The following is a 26,740-nucleotide window of genomic DNA, read 5'->3' as shown; positions in this document are numbered from 1 at the left end:
TCGAATGGCACTATGACGGCAGTGCGTTCCGGGCACTCGTGCCGCATGGCGGCAGGACTTGCAGGGGGAAGCGCTAGTCTAGTCCTGACAGAGCGGTCAGGAAAGCCTGCCGACAGGTGTCGCCGCTTTCAGAGCAGCCAGGCGCCCTCCAGTTGCAGCAGTTGTTGCTTGCGCTCCAGCCCGCCGGCGTAGCCGGTGAGGGTGCCGTTGCTGCCGATCACCCGGTGGCAGGGGATCACGATGGCGATCGGATTGGCGCCATTGGCGGTGCCCACCGCGCGCACCGCTTCGGGCTTGTCGATGTAGCGGGCCAGCTCGCTGTAGCTCCAGGTGCGGCCGTAGGGGATTTCCTGCAAGGCCTGCCAGACCCGGCGCTGGAAGGTGGTGCCGGCAGGGGCCAGTCGCAGCTCGAAGTGTTCGCGCTGGCCGGCGAAGTATTCGTCCAGTTGCCGGCAGGCCTCGTCCAGTTCGCCGGCGTCCGGATACCAGTCGGAGGCCAGTTCCCAGGGCTGGGCGGCGTCCATGTGCAGCAGGCGCAGTCCTTCTTCGTCTCCGGCGATCAACAGGGGCCCGAGCGGGCTGTCGTGGTAGCGGTAATGCATGTTCATTCACTCGCGTAGTCGTGCCAGAGATAGACCGCCGCATAGGCGCGCCATGGCCGCCAGGCCTCGGCACGAGCGGCCAGTGAGCGTGGATCGATGCCGCCCGCGCCCCACAGCGGCGCCTTGAGCAGGCCGAGGTCGGCGGTGGGGAAGGCGTCCGCTTCGCCGAAGGCGCGCAGGGCGATGTATTCGGCGGTCCAGGGACCGATGCCGGGCAGTGCGCAGAGGCGTTCGACCAGCGTCTCGACGCCGTCCGAGACGCTCAGCTCCAGTTCGCCGCTGGCCACTGCTTCGGCGAAGTGGCGCAGGGTCTGCACCCGCTTGCCGGGCATGCCGATGTTGTCCAGCGGGTCGGCGGCCAATGCTTGTGGCGTGGGGAACAGCCGCATCGGCTCGGCGTCTGGCGGCTCCGCCAGCGGCTCGCCGAGGCGCTGCACCAGGCGGCCGGTGATGGTCACCGCGGCCTTGACCGCCACCTGCTGGCCGACGATGGCGCGCACCGCCTGCTCGAACGGATCGAACGCGGCCGGCAGGCGCAGCCCCGGCGCGCGGGCGAGCAGGGCGGCGAGCTGCGGATCGCGGCCGAGGTGCGCGGCGATGGCGGCGGGATCGCGGTCCAGGTCGAACATCCGCCGCACCCTGGGGGTCAAAACATCGACGAGGTCGCTGCAGGACGGCGCCAGGCTCAGCTCCAGCGCCGCCTCGCCGGCCAACGGGCGCACGCTGAACCAGCCGCTTCGCGCGCCGAGGCGGAAGCTGCGGGTGTAGCGTTGCGTCTCCAGGCGCTCGACACCGGCCAGGCGGCGCAGGGCGAAATGGTCGTGGAACTGCCGCCAGCTCCAGGGTTCGCGATAGGCCAGGCGCAGCGGGGCGGAGGTCAGGGTTTCGTTCATGCCCAGACGATAACCCCGCCACGTCGGCTTGTCGCTCCGAATCCGGCCATCGAATTCCATCGCGCGGTTCGACCTGTCATCCCGGCCATCGTAGAATGCGCCCCTTTTTCCCGGAACGCCGCGTTCCGTTTCCTTGGGCCGCGCGCCACCACCTTCAGCCATCAGGGGGATCGACCCATGAGCGATTATCTGGAAACTCTCTACGAAGGCTACGGCCAGCGTTTCAGCATGGACAAGCTGCTCCATGAAGTGCGTACCGAGCACCAGCACCTGGTGATCTTCGAGAACGCCCGGATGGGCCGGGTGATGGCCCTGGACGGAGTGATCCAGACCACCGAGGCCGACGAGTTCATCTACCACGAGATGCTCACCCACGTGCCGATCCTCGCCCACGGCGCGGCCAAGCGCGTGCTGATCATCGGCGGCGGCGACGGCGGCATCCTGCGCGAAGTGCGCCGGCACCGCAGCGTCGAGAGCATCACCATGGTCGAGATCGACGGCACCGTGGTGGACATGTGCAAGGAGTTCCTGCCCAACCACTCCTGCGGTGCCTTCGAGGACCCGCGCCTGAACCTAGTGATCGACGACGGCATGAACTTCGTCGCCAACACCCGCGAGAAGTTCGATGTGATCATCTCCGACTCCACCGACCCGATCGGCCCGGGCGAGGTGCTGTTCTCCGAGAACTTCTACCAGGCCTGCCGCCGCTGCCTGAACGACGGCGGCATCCTGGTCACCCAGAACGGCACCCCGTTCATGCAGCTCGGCGAGGTGCAGACCACCGCCGGACGCATGGACGGCCTGTTCCCCGACTGGCACTTCTACATGGCCGCGGTGCCGACCTACATCGGCGGCAGCATGACCTTCGCCTGGGGCAGCATCGACCCCGAACACCGCAAGCTGCCGCTGGAAACCCTGCGCCAGCGCTTCGCCGGCAGCGGCATCGTCACCCGCTACTACAACCCGGAAATCCACCTGGGCGCCTTCGCCCTGCCGCAGTACGTGCTGCAGGCCATCGGCAAGCCGAGCAACGACTGAGCCCGAGCCTTGGTGCAGTTCGCGCCAGGGAATCGTTCTACGTAGGGAGCATTTCGAGCTTGTCCGGGTTGCGCAGGATGTAGATGTTGCTGACCCGGCCGGCTTCGTCGTAGGCGAAGGTGACGCTGGCGACGACCCGTTCGCCGGACAGCAGGAGCACCCCGCGACCGCCGTTGAGTTCGCTCGGCTGCCAGGCGTAGTCGGCCCAGTAGCCGCGCAGCGAACCGAGGATGAATTCCAGCACCGCCGGTTTGCCGTGCAGGATGCGGGCGAGGGTGGGCACCTTGCCGCCGCCGTCGGCGCACAGTTCGACGTCCTCGGCGAGCAGGGTCACCAGTTGTCCGGTGGCACCGCTGGCGAGTGCGGCGTGGAAGGCGTCGAGCAGTTGTTCCTGGCGGTCGCGCGGCGCCAGGTGACGAACCTTGTCCTGGGCGAGCCCGCTACGCGCGCGGGATACCAGCTTGCGGCAGGCGGTTTCCTGCACGCCCAGTACTTCGGCGATGGCCGGGTAGTCGTGGTCGAATATCTCGAACAACAGGTAGGCCGCGCGTTCTTTCGGGGTGAGCCGTTCGAGCAGCAGCAGGAAGGCGGTGGACAGCGAGGAGGCCAGTTCCAGCGCCTGTTCGGGCGAACCCTCGTCCCCGGTGGGCAGCGGCTCCGGCAGCCAGGTGCCGACGTAGTCGACCCGCGCCCGCCGCGCCGACCTGAGCAGGTCGATGCAGCGCCGGGTGCACAGGGTGGTCAGCCAGGCCTGCGGGTTGTCGAGGCTGGCGTGGTCGGCTTCCCGCCACTTGAGGAAACAGTCCTGCACCGCGTCCTCGGCTTCGGCGCGCGAGCCGAGGAGGCGGTAGGCGAGGTTGAGCAGGTAGCGACGCTGCTCCTCGAAGAACGCCGCGCTGTCGATTGCGGTCATCTTCAATGCCTCGATACCTGGATGCGGTTCCACAGGTTGATCATCGCCACGGTGGCGGTCAAGGCGCCGATCTCCACTTCGCTGAAGTGCTCGCGCAGGGTGGTGCGCAGCGTGGCGTAGTCGGTGGCGGCGTCGAGCCGGGTGAGGGCTTCGGTCCAGGCCAGCGCGGCTTTCTCGCGCGGGCTGAAGTCATCGCAATGCGCCCAGACCACCAGGCGGTCCAGGCGCTGGCTGGTCTCGCCATCCTCGCGTGCCTCGCGGGTGTGCATCTTCACGCAGTAGGCGCACTGGTTGAGCTGCGAGGCGCGCAACTGCACGAGGTGATGCAGGGGACGGTCCAGGCCGTGGGCGTCCAGATGAACGTGGACCTGGCCCATGGCCTGGAGGACGTCGGGGATGACTTGCTGGTAGTTCACGGCGGTCGTGGTGGTCATGGTGTACTCCTGGTCGAGGGGATGACATCCACTCGACGAACCAGCCGCCGCGTTTGTGACCTGTGCCGGGCCGGAAAACCGCGACAGGGAGGAAGTCTCAGGCCGGCACGCCGACGATCACGTGGGAGGCCTTGATCACCGCAGTCGCGGCCACGCCTGGCGCCAGCCCCAGTTCCTTCACCGCGTCGCGGGTCACCATGGCGGTCACCTGGTTGCCGCCGGGCAGGGTGACCACCACTTCCGCGTTCACCGCGCCGTCTTCCACCGAGGCCACCGTGCCCGCCAGGCAGTTGCGGGCGGACAGGCGGATGTCGCTGCCGTCGGTCATCAGCATCACCCAGGGGGCCTTGACCAGCGCCACGGCCTCCTTGCCCACGGCCAGGCCGAGGCTCTTCACGCTCTCGAGGGTGACGATGGCGACCAGGCTGTCGCCGCCGGCCAGGCCGATGACCACTTCGGCGTTGACCGCTCCGGTCACCAGGCGGCTGATAGTGCCCTTGAAGACGTTGCGGGCGCTGACTTTCATGGGGGGCTCCTGTTCCGGGAAATGTCGCGAATGGCGCGACGGCCCAATAGGTCTGGACGTCGTTGTCGGTTCGGTCAAGTCGTGGTGGGGACTTCGGTGCACGGAGACGGCTGCCGCCCAGGGTTTCCGGGCATGACGAATTTTTCACGGCGCGGAAGGGACAATCGCGGAATTTCATCGGCCCCAGGCCGGTCCCATCGTTCACCGCCACCTCATGGATCACGCTCTGCAATGACCTCACCGGATGTCCCGAACCGTCAGCCCACCGTCGTCACCCTCAAGAGCCATCTCACCTTCACCCTGTACAGCGGCCTGGCCCTGCTGGTGCTCTACACGCTGCTGCGGGTGGCGCTGCTGGCCTATAACCGCGACCTGATCGGCGACAGCCCGGCGGCGGTGTTCGCCGAGGCGTTCTTCAACGGCCTGCGCTTCGACCTGCGGCTGGTGGTGTTCGCCTGCATTCCGCTGCTGCTCTCGCTGCTCAGCCACCGGGCGATGGTCGCGCGTGGCTTCCACCGGCTGTGGCTGACCGGTTTCGCCAGCCTCACCCTGTTCCTCGGCATCACCGAGCTGGACTTCTACCGCGAGTTCCACCAGCGCCTGAACAGCCTGGTGTTCCAGTACTTCCAGGAAGACCTGCGCACCGTGGCGAGCATGCTGTGGAACGGCTTCCCGGTCGGCCGCTACCTCCTGGCCTGGGCGCTGGCGACCTGGCTGCTGTACTGGCTGTTCGCGCGTATCGACCTGGCGAGCCGGCCCAGGGTCGTTGCCGCGCATCACCACGGCGCGCCCTGGTACATGCGCGGCACGGTGTTCTTCCTCTGCCTGGTGGTAGCGGTGATCGCCGCCCGTGGCCATGTGCGCCAGGGCCCGCCGCTGCGTTGGGGCGATGCCTACACCACCGACTCGATCTTCGCCAACCACCTCGGCCTCAACGCCAGCCTGTCGCTGGCGGACGCCGCCAAGCACCACTTCGGCGCCCATCGCGACAACGCCTGGAAGGCGACCATGCCCGACGAGCAGGCCCGCGCGCTGACCCGCGAGATGCTGCTGACGCCCCACGACAAGCTGGTCGACGCCGACAGCGCGGTGATCCGTCGTGACTCCACCCCGCCGGCCGAAGGCACGCTGCCGATCCGCAACGTGGTGGTGATCCTCATGGAAAGCTTCGCCGGCCACTCCGTCGGCGCGCTGGGCAGCCCGATCGAGGGCATCACGCCGAACTTCGATCGCCTGGCCAAGGAGGGGTTGCTGTTCGACCGCTTCTTCTCCAACGGCACCCATACCCACCAGGGCATGTTCGCCACCATGGCCTGCTTCCCCAACCTGCCGGGCTTCGAGTACCTGATGCGCATGCCCGAGGGCGCCCACCAGTTTTCCGGCCTGCCGCAGCAGCTCAGCGCGCGGGGCTTCGACGACCTGTACGTCTACAACGGCAATTTCCAGTGGGACAACCAGTCCGGCTTCTTCAGCAACCAGGGCATGACCCGCTTCATCGGCCGCGAGGATTTCATCGACCCGGTGTTCATGGACCCGACCTGGGGCGTTTCCGACCAGGACATGTTCGACCGTGGCGCCGCCGAGCTGGCCAGGATGCCCGCCGACAAGCCGTTCTACGCGCTGCTGCAGACCCTCTCCAACCACACGCCCTACGCGCTGCCCGAGAACCTGCCGGTGGAGCCGGTCACCGACCAGGGCGGGCTCAACGATCACCTGACCGCCATGCGCTACGCCGACTGGGCGCTCGGCCAGTTCTTCGACAAGGTGAAGAAGGAGCCGTACTACAAGGACACCCTGTTCGTGCTGGTCGGCGACCACGGCTTCGGCGGCCACCAGCAGCTCACCGAGATGGACCTGTTCCGCTTCAACGTGCCGCTGCTGCTGATCGGGCCGGGCGTGCAGGAGAAGTTCGGCAGCGTCAACCACACCGTCGGTACCCAGGTCGACGTGGTGCCCACCATCATGGGCCGCCTGGGCGGCGAGACGCGCCACCAGTGCTGGGGACGCGACCTGCTGAACCTGCCGGAAGGCGATACCGGCATCGGCGTGATCAAGCCGTCCGGCAGCGACCAGACCGTGGCCATCGTTACCGCCGAGCGCATCCTGGTGCAGCCCAAGGACTTCGAGCCGAGCCAGTACCGCTATCGCCTTGGCGCCGAGCCGAAGGCCGAGCGCGAGACCGGCGCGATCGATCCGAAGCTGAAGCAGTATCTCGAAGCCTTCCTGCAAACGGCCACGACGAGCCTGCTGGACAACACCGCCGGGGTGAAGGACAGCAAGTGAGACCCGCCCGCCGTCCTGTCCAGGGCGGTGGAATGCACGGAGCGGTTCCCGGGCTGTTCATTGGGTCCCCGCGAACGCGGGGATCCAATCAAGACGCCGCGGATCGGCGACAGCGTCGGGGCTCCGCTCTGTAGGAGCCAGCTTGCTGGCGATCCCGGTGCAGCGAGAGGGCCCGGATCGTGGTCCTGGCTATTCATTGGATCCCCGCGCACGCGGGGATCCACTAAACCAAACAACCCACACGCTAGGGCCGATAGCGCCGCGGCGTCACGCCCTTCCAGCGCTTGAAGGCGTGGATGAAGTTGGACACCTCGCTGTAGCCCAGGCGCTCGGCGATCTCCTCCAGGGTCAGGCTGCCGAGCGCCAGCAGTTCCTCCGCCAGTGCCTGGCGCACTTCCTCCTGTAGCAGGCGAAAGCTGGTGCCTTCATCGTCCAGGCGGCGGCGCAGGGTGCGCGAGGTCATGTGCAGGCTGGCTGCTACCTGCTCCATGTCCGGCAGGCGGCCGGGGCGTTCCAGCAGCCGGCCGCGAACCCGCCCGGCGAGGCCGTCGCGCTGCTGGCGCTTGGCCAGCAACTGCTGGCATTGCATCTCGCACAACTGCGCGGTCTGCGGGCTGGCGCCGGCCAACGGCAGGTCGAGCAGATGGCGGGGGAAGACGAAGCGGTTGTGCGGCCGGTCGAACAGCGGCAGCACGCCGATCTCCTCGACATAGGGGCGGGGATCCGGCGGAGCCGGCAGGCGCAGTTCCACGCGCAGGACCGGCGGGTCGCGATTGAACAGTTCGCGCTGCACTTGCAGCATCCCGGCCAGGTCGCGTTCGAGGAGGAAGGTGCGCAGGTCCTCGGGCACACCGTCGTCGTCCAGCAGCAGGTGCGCTTCTTCGCCATGCTCCTCCAGGCGCATGCCATGGAAGGCATAGGTCAGGTCCAGGTAGCGCAGGCCGAGGCGGGCGGCGTCCCTGTAGGTCGGGCTGCTGAGCAGGGCGAAACCCCAGATGCCGTAGCTGTTGAGCTGATAGCGACGCCCGGCCGCCAGGCCGATGCCGGGTTGCGGACCCAGGTGTCGGTCCAGGTTGCGCAGCAACTGCAACTCCTGCTCGGTATCGACCTCGGCGCCGGGATCGGCCAGCAGGCGCCAGTCCAGGCCGGTGCCGGCCAGGCAGGCATCGATGGACAGGCCGTGGTCGAGGCCGAACTGGGTGAGCAATTGCACGCTGATGGCACTACGGCGAGGGCAAGGCATGGCTTTGTCCGGAACTCACAATTTTTGGCCGACTATGCCATAAACAACCCGGGGGGCAACTCCTTAGCATCGGTTCCAGCCTCGGGACATCGATTCGGGGCACGTAGAACCTGGGAGACAACAATGCACAACAATTCCCCATCGCCCGTGCGGGTGCTGATCATCGGCGCCGGCTTCGGTGGACTAGGCCTGGCCATCCGGCTCCGGCAGTCCGGCATCGACGATTTCCTGATCCTGGAAAAGGCCGGCGAGGTCGGTGGCACCTGGCGCGACAACAGCTATCCGGGCGCGGCCTGCGACGTGCCTTCGCACCTGTATTCCTTTTCCTTTGCGCCGAAGACCGACTGGTCGCGCAAGTACGCGCCGCAGGCGGAAATCCACGCCTACCAGCGGCAACTGGCCGACGACTACGGGCTGCGCAGGCATATCCGCTTCGGCATCGAAGTGGCCGGTGCCGCGTTCGACGAAGCCGAGGGGCTGTGGCGGGTGACCAGCACCGCTGGCGAGACCTTCGCCGCACGGGCGCTGGTGAGCGCCTGCGGCCAGCTCAACCGGCCGCTCTATCCGCGCCTGCCGGGCATCGAGCGCTTCCAGGGCGAGGTGTTCCATTCGGCGCGCTGGAACCACGACTACGACCTGGCCGGCAAGCGTGTGGCGGTGGTCGGCACTGGTGCCAGTGCCATCCAGTTCGTGCCGCAGATCGCCCCGCAGGTCGCGCGGTTGCACCTGTTCCAGCGCTCGGCGGCCTACGTGATCCCCAAGCCGGACCGCGCCTACCGGCCCTGGGAGCTGGCGTTGATGCAGCGTTTCCCCGCGTTGCAGAAGGTCGACCGGCTGCTCAAGTACATCCAGCACGAGTCGCGGGTGTTGGCGTTCAGCGTGTTCCCGCCGTTGATGAAGATGATGCGCCTGAGCTTCCACAAGCACCTCGCGCGCGGCATTCCCGACCGCGAGCTGCGCCGGCGCCTGGAGCCGGACTATCCGCTGGGCTGCAAGCGCATCCTGATCTCCAACGACTACTACCCGGCGCTGGCGCGGGACAACGTGGAAGTGGTCGACACCGCGATCCGCGAGGTGACCGAGCGCGGGCTGGTCAGCGCCGATGGCCGGGAGCGGGAGGTCGACGCGATCATCTATGGCACCGGTTTCGCCGCCACCGATTTCCTCGCGCCGATGCACATCACCGGGCGCGGTGGCCTGGAGCTGAACCAGGCCTGGCGGGACGGCGCGGAGGCTTACCTCGGCATCAGCGTCAACGGCTTCCCCAACCTGTTCGTGCTCTACGGGCCGAACACCAACCTCGGCCACAACTCGATCCTCTACATGCTGGAGAGCCAGTTCAGCTACGTTCTTGGTTGCCTGCGCGCGCTGGACGAGCGTGGCCTGCGCTACCTCGACGTCAAGCCGGAGGTGCAGCGGCAGTTCAACCGGCGCTTGCAGCATCAGGTACGCCACACCGTGTGGGAGCAGGGCTGCACCAGTTGGTACAAGACCGCCGACGGCAAGAACACCAACAACTGGCCCGGCTTCACCTTCGCCTATCGCAAACTGACCCGTCACCCGGAGCTTGCCGACTATGAATGCGTCCGCTGAATTCACCGCACCCGCTCCGGACCAGCCGCTGCTGCGCGCCATCCTGCGGGGCGCCTTGCGCCTGCTGTTCCGTGGCCTGGTACGGCCGCCCATGCCGATCGCCGGGCAGCGCCTGGTGCTCCGCATGCTGACCGCGACGCCAGTGATGACGCGCGGCGTGACCCGCACGGCCGGCGAACTGGCCGGACGGCCCTGCGAGTGGCACCGGCCCGAGCAGGGCGAGGACGGCGTGCTGCTCTACCTGCACGGCGGCGCCTACCTGATCGGCGGGCCGTCCACCCACCGCTCCATCTGCGCCAGCCTGGCCAAACGTGGGCGCCTGGCGGTGTGCGCGCTGGACTACCGGCTGGCGCCGGAACATCCCTTTCCGGCCGCCCGCGATGATGCGTTGGCCGCGTACCGGGCGCTGCTGGACAACGGCCACCGGCCGGAGCGGATCTTCATCGGCGGCGACTCGGCCGGCGGCAACCTGACCCTGGTCACCACGCTGCGCCTGCTCCAGGAGGGCCTGCCGCCGCCCGCCGGGCTGGTCTGCCTGTCGCCGTTGACCGACGCCACCGGCGAGCACCTGCACCAGCCGCCGGCTGGCGATCCGCTGCTGCACCGGTCCTGGATGGACCAGGCCATCGCCTTGTATTGCCCGCCGGATCTGGATCGCCGCGATCCCGGCCTGTCGCCGCTGTATGGCGAGCTGGCCGGGCTGCCGCCGCTGCTGATCCAGGTCGCCGAGGACGAGGTGCTGCTCAACGACAGCCTGCGTCTGGCCGAACGGGCGCGGGCGGCTGGCGTCAGGGTGACGCTGGAACGCTATCCGGGGCTCTGGCACGTGTTCCAGGCGCACGCGGGCATGCTGCGCAGCGCCGACCTGGCCCTGGCGCGGATCGCCGCGTTCATCGACCAGCAACGGAGGCGCGCCGATGCCTAACATCCTGATCACCGGCGCCGCCTCGGGCATCGGGGCGGAGACCGCACGGCTGTTCCACTCGCGAGGCTGGGCGGTCGGCCTGCTGGACGTCGACCGGGACGCGCTGGCCGGGCTGGCCGGCGAGCTGGACGGCGCCTGGTACGTGGCGGTGGACGTCACCGATGCGGAGGCCGTGCGCCAGGCGCTGGCCGGGTTCTGTGCCCGTCACGACGGCCGCTTGCGCCTGCTGTTCAACTGCGCCGGCGTGCTGCGCTTCGGCCATTTCGAGGAGATCGGCCTGGACGAGCATGCGCGCATCCTCGACATCAACGTGCGCGGCCTGTTGCAGACGACCCATGCGGCCTTCGCCTACCTCAAGGCCACGCCGGGCGCGCAGGTGATCAACATGGGCTCGGCTTCCGGCCTGTACGGCACGCCGCACATGGCCAGCTACTCGGCTTCCAAGTTCGCCGTGCGCGGGTTGACCGAGGCGCTGGATCTGGAGTGGCGCCGGCATGGCATCCGGGTCGGCGACCTGATGCCGCCGTTCGTGCGCACGCCGATGGTCGACAACCAGCGCTTCGAACCGCCGACCCTGCGCCGCCTGGGCGTCAGGCTGAAGGCCGGGGACATCGCTGAAGCGGTCTGGAGGCAGGCCCGGGGCCCGGCGGTGCATCGCCCGGTGAGCTGGTCGTTCAAGCTGATGTATTGGTCGGGGCAGCTTTCGCCGAGCTGGTTGAACAGGGCGGTGATGGGCTGGTTGAGCCGCGAAGGGTGAACTCTGCCGCCGGGGCGTTCTGGTAGGGGGCGCCGCGCGCACCGATAGGACGGCAGCCCCGCTGTTTCCGGCGAGACGCGGGAAACGGTGCACGCGGCGCATCCTGCGAGTTCTTGAGATTGCGGCGGAATAGCCTAGCCTTGCCCGATGTCCCGCCATGGGGCTCACGCAAGGATGCTGCCGGTATGCCGCTCGGATTCGCCTATTTCTGTCTCGCCCTGTCGATGTTGCTGGTCGGCGGAAACATCGCCGTCGGCAAGCTGGTGCTGGCCGAAGTGCCGGTGTTCCTGTTCGCCTTCCTGCGCTTTCTCATCGCCACCCTGGTGCTGCTGCCAGGCATGCTGCGCCCGCGCGTGCGTCGCGGGCTGGACGTGCAGGCGGCGCGGGGGTTGTTCCTCCAGGCGTTCTTCGGCTGCTTCCTGTTCAGCCTGTTCATGCTCTACGGCGTGCTGCATACCAGCGCCACCAGCGCCGGCATCATCACCAGCGCCACGCCGAGCGTGATCGCCTTGCTCGCCTGGCTATGGCTGCGCGAGCGGGTAGGGGCGCACAGCCTGCTGGCCATCGCCCTGGCGGTGGGAGGTATCGCCGTGCTCAACCTGCTGGGCGGCGGGACGGGCGGGGCGGGCGGGGCGGATAGCCTGCTCGGCAACGCCCTGGTGGGTGGCGCGGTGCTCGCCGAGGCGCTGTTCGCCATCTATTCGCGGCGATTGGCGCTGTCGCTGCATCCCTGGTGCATGGCCTTCGGCGTCAACCTCGCCGGGCTGCTTCTGTTCCTGCCGCTGGCCGTGCCGCAAGCGCTGGCGTTCGACTGGACGGGGCCGAGCGCCGGCACCTGGGGCTGGACGGTGTTCTACGCGATCAGCGCCAGCGTGCTGTCGTTCCTGCTCTGGTATCGCGGGATCAGCGCGGTGCCGGCCAATATCGCCGGACTGTTCACCGGCCTGATGCCGGTCGGCGCCGCCCTGGTGGGCATCGGCCTGCTGGGCGAGGCGTTGGCGCCGGGGCAGGTGCTCGGCATGGCGCTGGTCCTGGGGGCCATCGCGCTCGGCTCGCTGGCCGGGCGCGAGGCGGCGCCGCAGACACAGGAAGGCTAGCCGCCTGTCCGCCATCTCCGGTCGATAGCGGCAAACCCCGTTTTCGGGCGCTAAGCTCCAGGAAGGGCTCTGGCCAGCCACTTGCGTGACGGCCACCCCGCACGGACCCAGCCGTTCCGGGTCTGACGCCTGCAGGGTCGCGGCACGTCCTTCCTGTGTCGCCGTGCCGGTCACAGAGGCCGGCCATCAGTAGTGAAATGCGGAACCCTTCATCACATCGCTTGAAAGGAGGTCATGTTATGAGCACAGCCTTCCACGATGATGTCAGCGGTAAAGTGCTGCGCCGCATGAAAGAGGGTGGCTTCGATTTCACCCGGTTCCATCCAATCGAGTTCTACGCCATCTTCCCCGATGAGGAGCGGGCCCGGATGGCGGCAGGCAAGTTCCGGCAAGGCGAATCGCTGAATACCCAGGTCTGCGCCGGCGAGAACGGCGACTGGCAACTGTCGGTGAGCAAGGTGATGTATGCCACCTACGAGGACATCGGCGACTTCGCGCAGAACATGGAAACACTGGTCACCCCCTTGGGCGGGGTGCTCGACGGTTGGGGCGTGACCCAGGAGATACGGGGTCCAAGGGCCTGATCCGTCGCCAGGGAGGCGCGCCGCCATTCCGTTGAAGTGGAGTGGTGGTCGCCTCGACGGCATTTCCGCTACCTCGATTCCGGCACGCGCTTTGCCTTGGACTGTGCCCACGGAGGTAGTTCAGATATGACAGATGTTCTGATTCTCACGCACATCGACTATTGCCCGGCCGGCCACCTGGCGCGGGTGCTCGACGAACACCAGGTGGATTTCCGGGTCCTGCGCGTCGATCTCGGCGAGCTGGACGGCTGCGACCTCGACCGCCCCAAGGCGGTGGCGGTGATGGGCGGGCCGATGAGCGTCAATGACCCGCTGCCGTGGATTGCGACGGAAATCGACGCTTTGCGGCACTTCATCCGCCGCGACATCCCGATGATCGGTCATTGCCTGGGCGGTCAACTGCTGGCCAAGGCCCTGGGCGCGCGGGTGCATCGCATGCCCTACACCGAAGTGGGCTGGCAGCCGTTGCGCCGCTCCGGGGTGGCCGACAACCCCTGGCTCGGGCAATTGCCCGAGGAGTTCGTCGTCTACCAGTGGCACAGCGATACCTTCGACCTGCCCGAGGGCGCCGAACGCCTGCTCTCCAGCCCCTGGTGCCCGAACCAGGCCTTCTCCTGGGGCGACAAGGTGCTGGCGTTGCAGGGGCATCCCGAAATGACCGAGGAACTGGTGCGTCACTGGCTCAGCGACTGGGCGCACCTGCTCGACGAAACCCAGTCGAGCCAGCAGGGCCGGCGGCAGATGCTGAGCGGCCTGCCGGAGAAGGTCGCCGCGCTGAACAGTGTCGCCGAACATTTCTACCGCCACTGGCTGGGCCTGGCCCGGCTCGTCTGAGGCATATCCCGGAGGCAGTCCGGGAATGCCGCCGATTCCGTTGGAGCCGGGTGTCGACCCGGCCTGGGCTTTAGCCAGCCCCATGCTCGTTCCCCGCTCCGGGCGAACCTTTGCCCCGCCGTTGACTCCGATGAAAAGTGACCGGCCGGTCGAGGTTCGTCGGATGGGAGTTGCCGTGGAATAGGGCGCGATCCATCCTGTGGGTTCATGGTGCGCACGAAAATGGTGCGTACATGCCGTGGGTTCTGCCCAAGCTATTGAAAATAAAGGGCTTGATCTGCTGGCACGGGGCTTGCGATGAGCACTGTGCTCGCGTGACAAGGAGTTCGGCATGACCCGTATTTTTTATGATGAGATGTTTGCAGCCGATGGCGAATGCCGTCCGCACTATCGGGAATTTGCCCGCTGGCTCGAAGAAACACCGGACGAGCTCCTGGCCCAGCGCCGTCGCGAAGCCGACCTGCTGTTCCACCGGGCGGGTATCACCTTCACTTTGTATGGCGACGACCAGGGCACCGAGCGCCTGATCCCGTTCGACATGATCCCCCGCGCCATTCCCGCCAGCGAGTGGCGCATGGTGGAGCAGGGCTGCATCCAGCGCGTCAAGGCGCTGAACATGTTCCTCGCCGACCTCTACCACGACCAGCGCATCATCAAGGCCGGGATCATTCCCGCCGAGCAGGTGCTGGTCAACGACGGCTACCAACTGGCCATGCAGGGCCTCGACCTGCACCGCGACATCTACGCGCACATCGCCGGCGTCGACCTGGTGCGTGACGGCGACGGCACCTACTACGTGCTGGAAGACAACCTGCGCACCCCGAGTGGCGTCAGCTACATGCTCGAGGACCGCAAGATGATGATGCGGCTGTTCCCCGAGCTGTTCGCCGCCCAGCGTATCGCGCCGATCAACCACTACCCGAACCTGCTGCTCGACGCGCTGAAGAGTTCCAGCCCGCTGGACAACCCCAGCGTGGTGGTGCTCACCCCGGGGCGCTTCAACAGCGCCTATTTCGAGCACGCCTTCCTGGCCCGCGAGATGGGCGTCGAGCTGGTGGAGGGCGCCGACCTGTTCGTCCGCGACGACAAGGTGTTCATGCGCACCACCGCCGGCGCCCGCCAGGTGGACGTGATCTACCGGCGCCTCGACGACGCCTTCCTCGACCCGCTGGCCTTCAACCCCGATTCGATGCTCGGCGTGCCCGGCCTGCTGGCCGCCTACCGCTCCGGCAACGTGGTACTGGCCAACGCCATCGGCACCGGGGTGGCGGACGACAAGTCGGTGTACCCCTTCGTCACCGACATGATCCGCTTCTACCTGGACGAGGAGCCGATCCTGCAGAACGTGCCGACCTGGCAGTGCCGCAAGCCGGAGGAGCTGTCCCACGTGCTGGCCAACCTGCCGGAGCTGGTGGTCAAGGAGACCCAGGGCTCCGGCGGCTACGGGATGCTGGTCGGCCCGGCCGCCAGCGCCAAGGAGATCGAAGCCTTCCGCGAGCGCCTCAAGGCCAGGCCGGAGGCCTACATCGCCCAGCCGACCCTGTGCCTGTCGACCTGTCCGACCTTCGTCGAGAACGGCATCGCGCCGCGCCACATCGACCTGCGCCCGTTCGTGCTCTCCGGCCGGGAAACCCGCCTGGTGCCCGGCGGCCTGACCCGCGTGGCGCTGCGCGAGGGCTCGCTGGTGGTCAACTCGTCGCAGGGCGGCGGTACCAAGGACACCTGGGTGGTAGAGGACTGACCATGCTTTCGAGAACTGCCTCCGACCTGTACTGGATGTCGCGCTACCTGGAGCGTGCCGAGAACCTGGCGCGCATGCTCGACGTCAGCTATTCGCTGTCGCTGATGCCGCAGGCCGGCCGTGGCGACGGCCTCGACGAACTGGCCATGCCGCTGCTGATCACCGGCACCCTGGACGAATACCTGAGCCGCCACGGCCAACTGCACGCCGAGCGCATGCTGTTCTTCTTCGCCCTCGACGAGGACAACCAGGCCAGCATCTACCGCTGCCTGCAAGCCGCGCGCACCAACGCCCACGCGGTGCGCGGGCGGATCACCGCCGACATGTGGGAGAACATCAACGCCACCTGGCTGGACATCCGCGGCATCGCCGAGCAGGGCCTGGGCCGCTACGGCATCAGCCGCTTCTGCGAGTGGGTCAAGGAGCGCTCGCACCTGTTCCGGGGCGCCACCTTCGGCACCATCATGCGCAGCGACGCCTACCGCTTCATCCGCCTGGGCACCTTCATCGAGCGCGCCGACAACACCCTGCGCCTGCTCGACGCCCGCTACGAGATGCTCGGCGAGGAAGCCGACGAAATGAGCGACCGCACCGCGCACAGCTACTACCAGTGGAGCGCCTTGCTGCGCGCGCTGTCGTCCTTCGAAGCCTTCGCCGAGATCTACCGGGGCTCGCCGAACGCCCGCAAGGTCTCCGAGATGCTCCTGCTGCGCCCGGACGTGCCGCGCTCGCTGCGTTCCTGCGTGGAAGAGCTGCACCTGATCCTTGCCGCGCTGCCCGGCGAGAACGGCCGTCCGGCCCAGCGCCTGGCCGCCGAACTGGACGCGCGGCTGCGCTACACCGGCATCACCGAGATCCTCGACGAGGGCCTGCATGCCTGGCTCACCGACTTCATCCTGCTGGTCCGCCAGTTGGCCCGTGCCATCCACAGCTCCTATCTGGAGGTCGTATGAGACTGTCCATCCGTCACGACACCACCTACCGCTACGATGACCAGGTGCGTGCGAGCATCCAGTATTTGCGCCTCACGCCCCACGACAGCGAGCGCCAGCAAGTGATCAGTTGGCAGCTCAGCCTGCCGCGTCCGGTGCGCGCGCAACTCGATCCCTACGGCAACATCCTCCACGTGCTGACCCTCGACGAGCCGCACGAGTCCATCGTCATCGGCGCGCGTGGCCAGGTGGAGATCGACCCGAAGCGCGAAGCCGAGCATGAGCCGGGGTCGCCGCTGCCGTTCCTCCGCCATACCCGGCTGACCGTCGCCGACGAAGCGCTCAGCGAGTTCGCCCTGGAACAGTGCGACAGCCGCCGCGATCGCGCCGCGCTGATCGACCTGATGGAAGCGCTCAACGCCGAGATCGTCTACAAGCCGGGTGCCACCAAGGTCGACACCACGGCCGCCGAAGCCTTCGCCGCGCGCGCCGGGGTCTGCCAGGACCACACCCATGCCTTCCTGGCCTGCGCGCGCAGCCTGGGCATCCCGGCGCGCTACGTGTCCGGCTACCTGTACACCGAGAACGACAGCCACCTGGCCAGCCACGCCTGGGCCGAAGCCTGGCTGGACGGCGCCTGGTACAGCTTCGACGTGACCAACGGCCTGGCCCGCCCGGAGCGCCACCTCAAGCTGGCGGTCGGCCTCGACTACCTCGACGCCTGCCCGGTGCGCGGCATGCGTCGTGGCGGCGGGGGCGAGCAGATGCATGCCAAGGTGCTGGTGGCGCCGCTGATGCTGGTCCAGGAGCAGTAGCCCGGATGTAATCCGGGGAAACGGGCGACGCGGCGTCCCGGAACGCCGGTGGCTGCCACAGGGTCGAAACGGAGGACGGGATATAGTCCTCCCGACCAACCGCACAGGAATGCACGTCCATGACCTACTGCGTTGCCATGAACCTGGCCGATGGCCTGGTATTCGTCTCCGACTCGCGCACCAACGCGGGGATCGACCACATCGCCACCTTTCGCAAGCTGTTCACCTTCGGCGTGCCGGGCGAGCGCATCATCGTCCTGCAGACTGCCGGCAACCTGGCCACCTCGCAGTCGGTGATCAACCTGCTCAAGCAGCGCCTGGACGACCCGAACCAGCCCAACCTGCAAAGCGTGCCGACCATCTACGACGCCACCGCGCTGGTGGCCGAGACCATCCGCGAGGTGGTGGACCGTGACCGCGCGCCGCTGGCCGGCAACACCGACCTGACCTGCTCGCTGCTGGTCGGCGGGCAGGTCGCCGGCAACCCGCCGGAGCTCTACAGCATCTATCCGCAGGGCAACTTCATCCAGGCCACGCCGGACACGCCGTTCCTGCAACTGGGCGAGAGCAAGTACGGCAAGCCGATCCTCGACCGCAACCTGCATTTCGACACGCCGCTGGAGGAGGCCCTGCGCTGCGCGCTGGTGTCCTTCGACTCGACCGTGCGCAGTAACCTGTCGGTCGGCCTGCCGCTGGACCTGCTGGTCTATCACAAGGACAGCCTGATCCTCCCGATGGGCTACCGGGTCGAAGAGGACGACGAGTACTATAGCGACATCCGCAAGCGCTGGGCCGCCGGCCTGCAGGAACTGCTCACCGCGCTGCCGGCGCCGCCGGCGGGGTATAACGTATAGAGCCTGCCCCCCATGCGCCTCATGCGTAGGAGCCAGCTTGCTGGCGATCCCGAGGCGTCATGATCGCCAGCAAGCCGGCTCCTACGGCTACCGTCCGGGTTCGACCTTCCTTCCCGCCATGTGCCGCAGATAGGCCAGCAACTGGCCCAACTGTCGGTCACTCAACGCCTCCCGGGAGAACCCCGGCATCCGCCCCTGCGGCCAGTTCCGCAGGCTCTGCGGGGCGCGGATGTAGCGGGCGAGGAAGTCGCCGCTGAAATATTCGGTGGGGTTGTGCGGCAGGTTCAGGTCCGGGCCGAAGGCCGAGTCGCCGGCGCCGTTGAGTCGGTGGCAGGCCAGGCAGTTCTTCTGGAACTGGGCGAAGCCGGCCCGCACGTCCGCGCTGGCATCGCTGGCCGGCAGCAGCACGGGGAAGCGTGTGGCGACCGGTTCCAGCAGGCGGATCCGGGCGACCTGGAACGGCCACTGCTCGGGGCCGATGTCGCCTTGTTGCGGATCGCTCCACACCAGGTAGAAGGGCCCGGCGCTCGGCTTGCCCGTGCCCAGGGCCGGCCATGGCCGGGCCGGGTCTTCCACCGCCAGCCAGGCTCGCGCGCCGCTCTGCGCCAGCAACGGCGCGGCCGGCAGTTCGGCGGCGAAGCCGTCCAATGCCACGACCTGCAGGTGATCGCCCGCCTGCACGCCGTCCAGCAGGCTGGCCAGCGGCACGGCGCGGTAGTGCATGGCGCGCTTGTAGGCGACGTCGGCGGGAATCTCGATGTCCCGTGCCTGGGGATGGGCGAGCAGGGCGCCGCTGTCCCAGGTCCGTGTGCCTGTCGGCAGTTCCAGGTTCAGTTCGGCGGCCGCAAGCAGAGAGCTGGCCAACAGGCCCAGGCAGGCGACGAGAAAACGCATCCAGGGATGGCTCCGAAAGTCAGAATTGCGGAACCCTAACACATTGCCCGGGACGATCACGCTTCGCTAGCATGCGGCTTTTGCCTGGGGGAAGGCTCATGCTGGCCGAGTTGTTCGCAGTCATGGCGCCGGTGATGATCGCCGCCGGCATCGGGTACGCATGGGCGCGCTCGGGGCAGTCCTATCCGACCGAGTTCATCGCTCGCCTGGTCCTCTACGTCGGCACGCCATGCCTGGTGCTCTCGACCCTCAGCCAGGCGCAGATCGACCGCCAGGCGTTCGGCCAGGTCGCCCTGGCCTGCGCCCTGGTGACCCTGGTGATGGGGGCGATCGGCCTGGCCCTGAGCCGATTGTTCAAGCACGACTGGAAAGTGCTGATGCCGGCCTACCTGTTCCCCAACTCCGGCAACATGGGCCTGCCGATGAGCCTGTACGCCTTCGGCGAGCAGGGGCTGGCGCTGGCGGTGGCGTTCTTCCTGGTACTGTCGGTCGCGCACTTCAGCCTCGGCCTGATCCTCTCGGGGGCCGAGCGCTCGCCGCGCAAGCTGTTCACCCACCCGATCCTGATCAGCCTGGCGCTGGCCGTGCCGCTGGTGTATTTCGACCTGGAGCTGCCGCGCTGGCTGGACAACACCATCGGCCTGCTGGGCGGCATGACCATTCCGCTGATGCTGCTCACCCTCGGCGTGTCGCTGGCGAGCATCCGCGTCCATCACATCGGCGACGGCATGCTGCTCGGCGCGCTGCGCATCCTCTGTGGCGCGGCGGTCGGCTGGGGGATCGGCGCCGCGCTCGGCCTGACGCCGCTGGAGCAGGGCGTGCTGATCCTCCAGTCGTCGATGCCGGTGGCGGTGTTCAACTACCTGTTCGCGGTGCGCGCGGGACGCTCGCCGGAGCAGGTAGCCAGCCTGGTGCTGTGCTCGACCTTGCTGGCCTTCATCTTTCTGCCGCTGTTGTTGCTGTGGCTGTTGCCCGCGGCCAGATAACACGACTCGGGTGTTATCCGGTGCCGCGAGCGGTGGTGGGATCAGGTGAAGAGACGGGTCAGGTTGGGCAGGATCAGCACCACGGCGGTGGTGAGCAGGATCAGGCCCGCTTGGCGGAACTTGGTTTTTCTAGCCATGGCCGAATGCCTTTTGTTGTTGTTCGGTGGCGTCCTCAGCCCGCACTAACGGCCTGTCGGGCAATAGCGTCACGCCGAGGCGTGGACAAAAAAACCGCCCCGGCAAAACCCGGCGGCGGCACCTTGCCCTGACAAATCTAGGGGCAGGATCACACTTTCTTTAGAAGTCTTGGTTTCAAGCCCAGGCGTTCTAGCGCCGTCGGGTTATGGCCTTTGCGCGCCGGCGCGACCTGACCCGCAGGCCAGACATGTTTTTCCAGATTCCTGGGCAGATGGCCATCTTTGACCGTTCGTCTGAGCGCTGTAGTCAATGGCGCTGAGCGCTTAGGTCATTGAGCATCCCCGGCCTGCGCGTAAGGTGTAATCGCTCTAAAACAATAACGAGTGGTCTTCGGGCGCGGGCCCGATTTCGCACTGCCACCGACTCCTCCCCAACGGAGGCGAGAGGACACCATGACTACCGAAGCTTTCATTTTCGATGCGGTGCGCACGCCCCGCGGCAAGGGCAAGAAGGACGGCTCGCTGTACAGCGTCAAGCCGGTCGACCTGATCGCCGGGCTGCTCAAGGCCTTGCAGGTACGCAACAACCTGGACACCAGCCAGGTCGACGACGTGGTGCTCGGCTGCGTCAGCCCGGTCGGCGACCAGGGCGGCGACATCGCCAAGACCGCCGCGATGGTGGCCGACTGGGACATCAGCGTCGCCGGCGTGCAGCTCAACCGTTTCTGCGCTTCGGGCCTGGAGGCCGTGAACCTCGGTGCGATGAAGGTCCGCTCCGGCTTCGAGGACCTGGTGGTGGTCGGCGGCGTGGAGTCCATGTCGCGCGTGCCGATGGGCTCCGACGGAGGCGCCTGGGCGATGGACCCGGCGACCAACCTGCACACCAGCTTCGTGCCCCAGGGCGTCGGCGCCGACCTGATCGCCACCCTGGAAGGCTTCAGCCGCGAGGATGTCGATTCGTTCGCCCTGCGCTCCCAGCAGAAGGCCGCGCGCGCCAGCGCCGACGGCTCGTTCAGCAAGTCCCTGGTGCCGGTGGTGGATCAGAACGGCATCGTCCTGCTCGACCGTGACGAATTCATCCGTGGCGACTCGACGCTGGAAGGCCTCGGCCAGCTCAAGCCGAGCTTCGAGATGATGGGCGCGATGGGCTTCGACGCCACCGCGATCCGCCAGTACAGCCACGTCGAGCGCATCAACCACGTGCATACCCCGGGCAACAGCTCGGGCATCGTCGACGGCGCGGCCGCCATGCTGATCGGCTCCGCCGCCAAGGGCAAGGAACTCGGCCTCAAGCCGCGCGCGCGCATCGTCGCCACCGCGGTGACCAGCACCGACCCGACCATCATGCTCACCGGCCCGGCGCCGGCCACCCGCAAGGCGCTGGCCAAGGCCGGCCTGAAGGTCGACGACATCGACCTGTTCGAGGTCAACGAAGCCTTCGCCTCGGTGGTGATGAAGTTCATGAAGGACATGGGCGTCCCGGAGGACAAGGTCAACGTCAACGGCGGCTCCATCGCCATGGGCCACCCGCTCGGCGCCACCGGCTGCGCCATCCTCGGCACCCTGCTCGACGAGCTCGAGAAGCGCAACAAGCGCTACGGCCTGGCCACCCTCTGCGTGGGTGGCGGCATGGGTATCGCAACGATCATCGAACGTATCTGAACCGTGGGATGGGTATCGCTGCGCTCCACCCATCCTACGTCCCCACCTTGGGATGAGAACAAGACAATGACTGACGCCATCCGTTACGAAAAGGGCCAGGACAATATCGTCGTCCTGACCATCGACATGCCCGGCCAGAGCGCCAACACCATGAACGCCGCCTACGTGGAGGCCATGGGCAAGACCATCGCCCGCCTGGAGGCGGAAAAGGACGCCATCGCCGGGGTGATCATCACCTCCGCCAAGAAGACCTTCTTCGCCGGCGGCGATCTCAACGACCTGGTCAAGGTCACCAAGGCCGAGGCCGCCGAGTTCTACCGGCACGTGCTGGGCCTCAAGGCGCAACTGCGCACCCTGGAAACCCTCGGCAAGCCGGTGGTCGCCGCGATCAACGGCGCCGCGCTGGGCGGCGGCTGGGAAATCTGCCTGGCCTGCCAGCACCGCATCGCCCTGGGCGACAAGGGCGTGCAGCTCGGCCTGCCGGAAGTCACCCTCGGCCTGCTGCCGGGCGGTGGCGGGGTAGTGCGCATGGTGCGCCTGCTGGGCATCGAGAAGGCCCTGCCGTATCTGCTGGAAGGCAAGCGGGTCAGCCCGCAGGATGCCCTCCGGGCCGGCCTGATCCACGCCATCGCCAGCGACCGCGACGACATGCTGGCCCAGGCCCGCGCCTGGATCGCCGCCAACCCGGCCGCCGTGCAGCCCTGGGACGTGAAGGGCTACAAGATCCCCGGCGGCACGCCGTCCAGCCCCAACGTGGCGCAGATGCTGGCCATCGCCCCGTCGGTGCTGCGCGACAAGACCAAAGGCTGCTTCCCGGCGCCGGAGAAGATCCTCTGCGCCGCCGTCGAAGGCGCGCAGGTCGACTTCGACACCGCGCAGCTCATCGAGGCGCGCTACTTCACCGAGCTGGTGACCGGCCAGGTGGCGAAGAACATGATCGGAACCTTCTGGTTCCAGCTCAATGAGATCAACGCCGGCAAGTCCCGTCCCCAGGGCCAGCCGCAGTACGTGACCAGGAAGCTCGGCGTGCTCGGCGCCGGCATGATGGGCGCGGGCATCGCCTACGTGTCGGCGCAGGCCGGCATCGAGGTGGTGCTCAAGGATGTCTCCGTCGAGGCGGCGGAGAAGGGCAAGGCCTATTCCGCCGGCCTGCTCGACAAGCGGGTGTCCCGTGGCCGGCTGTCCGCCGAGCAGCGCGACGCCATCCTGGCGCGCATCAAGCCCACCGACAAGGAAGCCGACTTCGAGGGTTGCGACCTGGTCATCGAGGCCGTGTTCGAGGATCGCGCGCTGAAGGGCAAGGTCACCGCCGCCGCCGAAGCCGCCGCGCTGCCGGATGCGGTGATCGCCTCGAACACCTCGACCCTGCCGATCAGTGGCCTGGCCTGCGCCGTGCAGAAGCCCGAGAAGTTCATCGGCCTGCACTTCTTCAGCCCGGTGGACAAGATGCCGCTGGTGGAAATCATCCGTGGCGCCAAGACCAACGACGAAACCCTGGCCCGCGCCTTCGACTACGTGCTGCAGATCAAGAAGACGCCCATCGTGGTCAACGACAGCCGCGGCTTCTTCACCTCGCGGGTGTTCGGCACCTTCACCAACGAGGGCCTGGCCATGCTCGGCGAGGGCGTCAGCGCCGCGATGATCGAGACCGAGACGCGCAAGGCCGGCATGCCGGTCGGCCCGCTGGCGGTTTCCGATGAAGTCTCCATGAGCCTGATGACCCACATCCGCGAGCAGACCCGCAAGGACCTCGCCGCCGAAGGCAAGACGATGCCCGAGCACCCGGCGTTCGCGGTGGTCGACCTGATGGTCAACGAGTACAAGCGTCCGGGCAAGGCGGCCGGCGGCGGCTTCTACGAGTACCCGCAGGGCGGCAAGAAGTACCTCTGGCCCGAGCTGAAGGCGCGCTTCGAAAAGGCCGACCGGCAGATCCCGGCCGTCGACGTGCGCGACCGCATCCTGTTCATCCAGGCCATCGAGACCGTGCGTTGCGTGGAGGAGGGCGTGCTGCTGTCCACCGCCGACGCCAACATCGGCTCGATCTTCGGCATCGGCTTCGCCGCCTGGACCGGCGGCGCGTTGCAGTTCATCAACCAGTACGGCCTGAAGGACTTCATCGCCCGCGCCCAGTACCTCGCCGAGCAGTACGGCGAGCGCTTCGAACCGCCGGCGCTGCTGCTGGACAAGGCCGCCAAGGGGGAGGCTTTCTGAGGCGCTTCCGGCAATGAAAAACCGGCCTTCGTGGCCGGTTTTTCATTGGGGAGTGCGGGGGATGACCGAGGGCATTCAGCCCGGAGGGACGCTGTCGATCTGCCTCAAGACCGCCCGCTGGATCGCCTGGCGCTCACCGGGCGGGGTCGGCAGGTGCAGGGTCAGCAGGCTGCCGTCTTCCAGTTGGAAGGCGAGTTCCGATTCGAAAAGCAACTGGCCGTCCTCGAGGCTGGCGTAGGTCACCCCATAGGCTTGCCGGCTGGAAAGCGGTTCGGCAATGGTCATGGCGGATGCTCCGTAATGCCTGCGCCGCCGGGCGGCGCCAGGGGGATTACTGCGATTTCTTCTCGCGCTTCTCGTTGCTTTGCGACTTGACCTGGTAGTGGTGCGGTGCGCTGCTGGAGGTGAAGGCGGAAGCGGCGATCAGGCTGGCGATGGCGGCGTATTTGCTCATGGCGATGTCCTCGTCGGTTGGGAGGGGCGGGCCCCGTGAGAGGGATAATTGCCCAAGCCCCGCCGAGCCAGAAGTGAATGCCCTTCATGGTGACTATCGAGGTGGATGATGGTTTTGGGGCTGTTGTGTTTTATTGACGCCTGAGGCGGCCAGGGATGGGATCGCTCCAGAAATGTTCGGGGATTTGCATCGGCGGGCTGTTCTCTTGTAAGGCGGCTTGTGTTAAATAAATTGCACATTTGGCAATCCCCACCGGTATCAGGACATCTTCATGACGCTTCGCATCTGCATTCTGGAAACCGATATCCTCCGCCCTGAACTGATCGACCAGTACCAGGGCTACGGGCGGATGTTCGAGCAGCTCTTCAGCCGCCAGCCGATTCCCGCGGAGTTCATCACCTACAACGTGGTGGAGGGCCAGTACCCGGCGGATGACGAGCACTTCGACGCCTATCTGGTGACCGGCAGCAAGGCCGACTCCTTCGGCAGCGATCCATGGATCCAGACCCTCAAGACCTACCTGCTGGAGCGTTACGAGCGCGGTGACAAGTTGCTGGGTATTTGCTTCGGCCACCAGTTGCTCGCCCTGCTGCTGGGCGGCAAGGCCGAGCGCGCCGCGCAGGGCTGGGGCGTCGGCACCCACCAGTACCGCATCGCCGACCAGCCGGCCTGGATGAGCCCGACGGTGGACGACCTGACCCTGCTGATCAGCCACCAGGATCAGGTCACCGCCCTGCCGGAGAATGCCCGCTTGATCGCCTCCAGCGACTTCTGCCCGCACGCCGCCTACGCCATCGAGGACCAGGTGCTGTGCTTCCAGGGCCACCCGGAATTCGTCCACGACTATTCGCGCTCGCTGCTGGAAATCCGCCAGCAGCATCTTGGCGAGCAGATCTACCAGCAGGGCATCGCCAGCCTGGAGCGCGACCATGACGGCCATGTGGTGGCCGAGTGGATGATGCGTTTCGTTGCCAATGGTCGGGAGAAAGAGAAGCGGTCGGCCTGATGGGGTGCTGGATGCAGTCTGGGGGGCATGGCTTCGTGGTGTACCGGAACTCCGTCCCTCACCCTAACCCTCTCCCGGAGGGGGAGGGGACTGGTCCTGCGAATGCCAACTGTCCGTGCAATCCGGAAACGACCTGGCTAGCCCCTCGGCCTCACTCCAAGCCACATAACCTGCCAGCCCGCACGGCCTGCCCCCTCTCTTATTTATGGGGGCACGCCTAGTGGAGAGGGCTTGGAGAGGGAGGGCTTTATAGCGCTCGGAACCTCATATTCTTCCCCCGCCCCTAAAACCACGCAGCCCGGATGCAATCCGGGAAATACCCCCGGCCGAATTGCATCCGGGCCACGCGCTCAAAGCCAATTCATCCGCTTGAAGTTGGCATACAACCCACCGCAACCCACGGCGATGATCCCCAGAACCCCGAAGTAACCATACTGCCAGTCCAGCTCCGGCATGTTGTGGAAGTTCATCCCGTAAATGCCGGCGATGGCCGTCGGGAAGGCGAGGATAGCCGCCCAGGCGGCGAACTTGCGTTGGGTGATGCTCTGTCGCGAAGCCTCCAGGAGCAGGCCGATCTCGATGGCGTGGTCGGCCATCTCGCGCATGCTGGTGAGGTCTTCCAGCAGGCGCTGGACGTGGATCGCCACGTCGCGGAAATACGGGCGCATGTGCTTGTCGATGAAGGGGAAGTCCAGGTGCTGGAGCTCCTGGCAGATTTCCCCCTGCGGCGCGAGATAGCGGCGCAGGCGCAGCAGGTCGCGGCGCATCGACTGGATGCCCTCGACGTCGGCCTGGGTCAATGGATGGTTGAGCACCCGCTGCTCCATGTCCTCGAGGTGGCTGTGGAAGATATCCAGCACGGGTCGGTAGTTCTCGATCACGAAGCTCAGCAGCGAATAGAGGACGAAGTCCTCGCCATGCTCCAGCATGTGGGGCTGCGCCTCGCAGCGCTGGCGGACCGCCGCGTAGGAGGGCGAGTCGCCGTAGCGGGCGCTGATCACGTACCCCTTGCCGGCGAACAACTGGGTCTCGATGAATACCAGTTCGTCATCCCTCAGCACCGGCGAATAGACCACCATGAACAGCGCGTCGCCGAAGGTCTCCAGCTTCGGCCGGGTGTGCTGGAGCAGGGCGTCCTCCACGGCCAGCGGGTGCAACTGGAACTGCCGCTGCAGGCTGAGCAGTTCTTCGGTGCCGGGGTCGTGCAGGCCGATCCAGACGAAGTGACCTTCCCTGGAAGCCCACTCGGCGCCTTGTTCTAGGGTGATGTCGGTGACTTTCCTGCCTTTGGAATAAACCGCTGCGGCTACGACCTGGGCCATGTCG

General features: G+C 67.0%; 26 protein-coding genes. 16 read left to right on the top strand and 10 right to left on the bottom strand.

Annotation, left to right across the window (positions count from 1 at the left end; translation table 11 throughout):
* Window positions 1-128 precede the first annotated feature (128 nt).
* Together PSEWESI4_RS19645 and PSEWESI4_RS19640 are read right to left on the bottom strand one after the other, a co-directional pair.
* Window positions 129-602 (bottom strand): methylated-DNA--[protein]-cysteine S-methyltransferase, encoded by a 474-nt coding sequence (locus tag PSEWESI4_RS19645; RefSeq protein WP_187672951.1) that lies wholly within the window; start codon window positions 600-602, stop codon window positions 129-131.
* Between the two features lie 2 nt (window positions 603-604).
* The gene (locus PSEWESI4_RS19640; protein WP_187672909.1) at window positions 605-1,495 is read right to left on the bottom strand and encodes a DNA-3-methyladenine glycosylase family protein; all 891 of its coding nucleotides are present in this window, start codon (window positions 1,493-1,495) and stop codon (window positions 605-607) included.
* Window positions 1,496-1,672: 177 nt separating this feature from the next.
* On the opposite strand from PSEWESI4_RS19640, the gene speE reads away from it, so the two are divergent.
* The gene (speE, locus tag PSEWESI4_RS19635; protein WP_187672908.1) at window positions 1,673-2,533 is read left to right on the top strand and encodes a polyamine aminopropyltransferase; all 861 of its coding nucleotides are present in this window, start codon (window positions 1,673-1,675) and stop codon (window positions 2,531-2,533) included.
* A gap of 37 nt (window positions 2,534-2,570) precedes the next feature.
* Here speE and sigJ read toward each other — a convergent pair whose 3' ends face one another.
* The 3 genes from sigJ to PSEWESI4_RS19620 form a co-directional block, all read right to left on the bottom strand.
* Window positions 2,571-3,446 (bottom strand): RNA polymerase sigma factor SigJ, encoded by an 876-nt coding sequence (sigJ, locus tag PSEWESI4_RS19630; protein ID WP_187672907.1) that lies wholly within the window; start codon window positions 3,444-3,446, stop codon window positions 2,571-2,573.
* Between the two features lie 2 nt (window positions 3,447-3,448).
* Window positions 3,449-3,880 (bottom strand): carboxymuconolactone decarboxylase family protein, encoded by a 432-nt coding sequence (locus PSEWESI4_RS19625; protein ID WP_187672906.1) that lies wholly within the window; start codon window positions 3,878-3,880, stop codon window positions 3,449-3,451.
* 97 nt (window positions 3,881-3,977) lie between these two features.
* Window positions 3,978-4,406, bottom strand: a complete 429-nt coding sequence (locus PSEWESI4_RS19620; protein ID WP_187672905.1) for a TOBE domain-containing protein — start codon at window positions 4,404-4,406, stop codon at window positions 3,978-3,980.
* A gap of 231 nt (window positions 4,407-4,637) precedes the next feature.
* Here PSEWESI4_RS19620 and PSEWESI4_RS19615 point away from each other — a divergent pair, with 231 nt between their 5' ends.
* Complete coding sequence (locus tag PSEWESI4_RS19615) at window positions 4,638-6,689, top strand: LTA synthase family protein (RefSeq protein WP_187672904.1); 2,052 nt, start codon at window positions 4,638-4,640, stop codon at window positions 6,687-6,689.
* Between the two features lie 244 nt (window positions 6,690-6,933).
* On the opposite strand, the gene PSEWESI4_RS19610 is transcribed toward PSEWESI4_RS19615, so the two are convergent.
* Entirely contained in the window at window positions 6,934-7,932 is a 999-nt protein-coding gene (locus PSEWESI4_RS19610) for an AraC family transcriptional regulator (RefSeq protein WP_187672903.1), read from the bottom strand.
* Window positions 7,933-8,055: 123 nt separating this feature from the next.
* Here PSEWESI4_RS19610 and PSEWESI4_RS19605 point away from each other — a divergent pair, with 123 nt between their 5' ends.
* From PSEWESI4_RS19605 to PSEWESI4_RS19560, 10 genes are all read left to right on the top strand, one after another.
* Window positions 8,056-9,525: a flavin-containing monooxygenase gene (locus PSEWESI4_RS19605; RefSeq protein WP_187672902.1), complete on the top strand. Its 1,470-nt coding sequence runs from the start codon at window positions 8,056-8,058 to the stop codon at window positions 9,523-9,525.
* The gene (locus PSEWESI4_RS19600) at window positions 9,509-10,450 is read left to right on the top strand and encodes an alpha/beta hydrolase (RefSeq protein WP_187672901.1); all 942 of its coding nucleotides are present in this window, start codon (window positions 9,509-9,511) and stop codon (window positions 10,448-10,450) included. Before PSEWESI4_RS19605 ends, PSEWESI4_RS19600 begins: the two co-directional genes overlap by 17 nt.
* Window positions 10,443-11,207 carry an SDR family oxidoreductase gene (locus PSEWESI4_RS19595; protein ID WP_187672900.1) on the top strand — a complete coding sequence of 255 codons (765 nt, stop codon included), beginning with the start codon at window positions 10,443-10,445 and terminating at the stop codon, window positions 11,205-11,207. Before PSEWESI4_RS19600 ends, PSEWESI4_RS19595 begins: the two co-directional genes overlap by 8 nt.
* A 185-nt stretch (window positions 11,208-11,392) precedes the next feature.
* Window positions 11,393-12,304 carry a DMT family transporter gene (locus PSEWESI4_RS19590; protein ID WP_187672899.1) on the top strand — a complete coding sequence of 304 codons (912 nt, stop codon included), beginning with the start codon at window positions 11,393-11,395 and terminating at the stop codon, window positions 12,302-12,304.
* Between the two features lie 239 nt (window positions 12,305-12,543).
* Entirely contained in the window at window positions 12,544-12,888 is a 345-nt protein-coding gene (locus PSEWESI4_RS19585; protein ID WP_187672898.1) for a ribonuclease E inhibitor RraB, read from the top strand.
* A 126-nt stretch (window positions 12,889-13,014) separates the two neighbouring features.
* Window positions 13,015-13,722 (top strand): type 1 glutamine amidotransferase, encoded by a 708-nt coding sequence (locus PSEWESI4_RS19580; RefSeq protein ID WP_187672897.1) that lies wholly within the window; start codon window positions 13,015-13,017, stop codon window positions 13,720-13,722.
* Between the two features lie 331 nt (window positions 13,723-14,053).
* Window positions 14,054-15,463 carry a circularly permuted type 2 ATP-grasp protein gene (locus PSEWESI4_RS19575; RefSeq protein ID WP_187672896.1) on the top strand — a complete coding sequence of 470 codons (1,410 nt, stop codon included), beginning with the start codon at window positions 14,054-14,056 and terminating at the stop codon, window positions 15,461-15,463.
* 2 nt (window positions 15,464-15,465) lie between these two features.
* Window positions 15,466-16,416, top strand: coding sequence for an alpha-E domain-containing protein (locus tag PSEWESI4_RS19570; RefSeq protein ID WP_187672895.1), 951 nt, complete (start codon window positions 15,466-15,468; stop codon window positions 16,414-16,416).
* Window positions 16,413-17,210 (top strand): transglutaminase family protein, encoded by a 798-nt coding sequence (locus tag PSEWESI4_RS19565; RefSeq protein ID WP_187672894.1) that lies wholly within the window; start codon window positions 16,413-16,415, stop codon window positions 17,208-17,210. The genes PSEWESI4_RS19570 and PSEWESI4_RS19565 overlap by 4 nt, the downstream gene beginning before the upstream one ends.
* Window positions 17,211-17,329: 119 nt before the next feature.
* Entirely contained in the window at window positions 17,330-18,064 is a 735-nt protein-coding gene (locus PSEWESI4_RS19560; protein ID WP_187672893.1) for a proteasome-type protease, read from the top strand.
* 87 nt (window positions 18,065-18,151) lie between these two features.
* Here the strand turns inward: PSEWESI4_RS19560 and PSEWESI4_RS19555 are convergent, their stop codons facing one another.
* The gene (locus tag PSEWESI4_RS19555; protein ID WP_187672892.1) at window positions 18,152-18,958 is read right to left on the bottom strand and encodes a c-type cytochrome; all 807 of its coding nucleotides are present in this window, start codon (window positions 18,956-18,958) and stop codon (window positions 18,152-18,154) included.
* Between the two features lie 98 nt (window positions 18,959-19,056).
* On the opposite strand from PSEWESI4_RS19555, the gene PSEWESI4_RS19550 reads away from it, so the two are divergent.
* The 3 genes from PSEWESI4_RS19550 to PSEWESI4_RS19540 all read left to right on the top strand — a co-directional run bounded on the left by PSEWESI4_RS19550 (window position 19,057) and on the right by PSEWESI4_RS19540 (window position 23,954).
* On the top strand, window positions 19,057-19,944 hold the full coding sequence (locus tag PSEWESI4_RS19550) for an AEC family transporter (protein WP_187672891.1): 888 nt from the start codon (window positions 19,057-19,059) through the stop codon (window positions 19,942-19,944).
* Window positions 19,945-20,534: 590 nt separating this feature from the next.
* Complete coding sequence (locus tag PSEWESI4_RS19545; protein ID WP_187672890.1) at window positions 20,535-21,743, top strand: acetyl-CoA C-acetyltransferase; 1,209 nt, start codon at window positions 20,535-20,537, stop codon at window positions 21,741-21,743.
* 66 nt (window positions 21,744-21,809) lie between these two features.
* Window positions 21,810-23,954, top strand: a complete 2,145-nt coding sequence (locus PSEWESI4_RS19540; protein ID WP_187672889.1) for a 3-hydroxyacyl-CoA dehydrogenase NAD-binding domain-containing protein — start codon at window positions 21,810-21,812, stop codon at window positions 23,952-23,954.
* Between the two features lie 75 nt (window positions 23,955-24,029).
* On the opposite strand, the gene ptrC is transcribed toward PSEWESI4_RS19540, so the two are convergent.
* A complete protein-coding gene (gene ptrC, locus PSEWESI4_RS19535) occupies window positions 24,030-24,239 on the bottom strand; it encodes a type III secretion system co-regulatory protein PtrC (RefSeq protein ID WP_187672888.1) in 210 nt (69 codons plus the stop codon).
* Window positions 24,240-24,285: 46 nt separating this feature from the next.
* On the bottom strand, window positions 24,286-24,408 hold the full coding sequence (locus tag PSEWESI4_RS25300) for a hypothetical protein (RefSeq protein WP_268960803.1): 123 nt from the start codon (window positions 24,406-24,408) through the stop codon (window positions 24,286-24,288).
* Between the two features lie 271 nt (window positions 24,409-24,679).
* Between PSEWESI4_RS25300 and PSEWESI4_RS19530 the strand changes: the two genes are divergently transcribed.
* A complete protein-coding gene (locus PSEWESI4_RS19530) occupies window positions 24,680-25,414 on the top strand; it encodes an amidotransferase (protein ID WP_187672887.1) in 735 nt (244 codons plus the stop codon).
* 350 nt (window positions 25,415-25,764) lie between these two features.
* Here PSEWESI4_RS19530 and PSEWESI4_RS19525 read toward each other — a convergent pair whose 3' ends face one another.
* Complete coding sequence (locus PSEWESI4_RS19525; protein ID WP_187672886.1) at window positions 25,765-26,736, bottom strand: magnesium and cobalt transport protein CorA; 972 nt, start codon at window positions 26,734-26,736, stop codon at window positions 25,765-25,767.
* Window positions 26,737-26,740 lie beyond the last annotated feature (4 nt).

Source organism: Zestomonas carbonaria (genome assembly GCF_904061905.1).
In the GTDB taxonomy this organism is placed as follows: Bacteria; Pseudomonadota; Gammaproteobacteria; order Pseudomonadales; family Pseudomonadaceae; genus Aquipseudomonas; species Aquipseudomonas carbonaria.
This window is presented reverse-complemented; position numbering and strand designations above follow the sequence as displayed.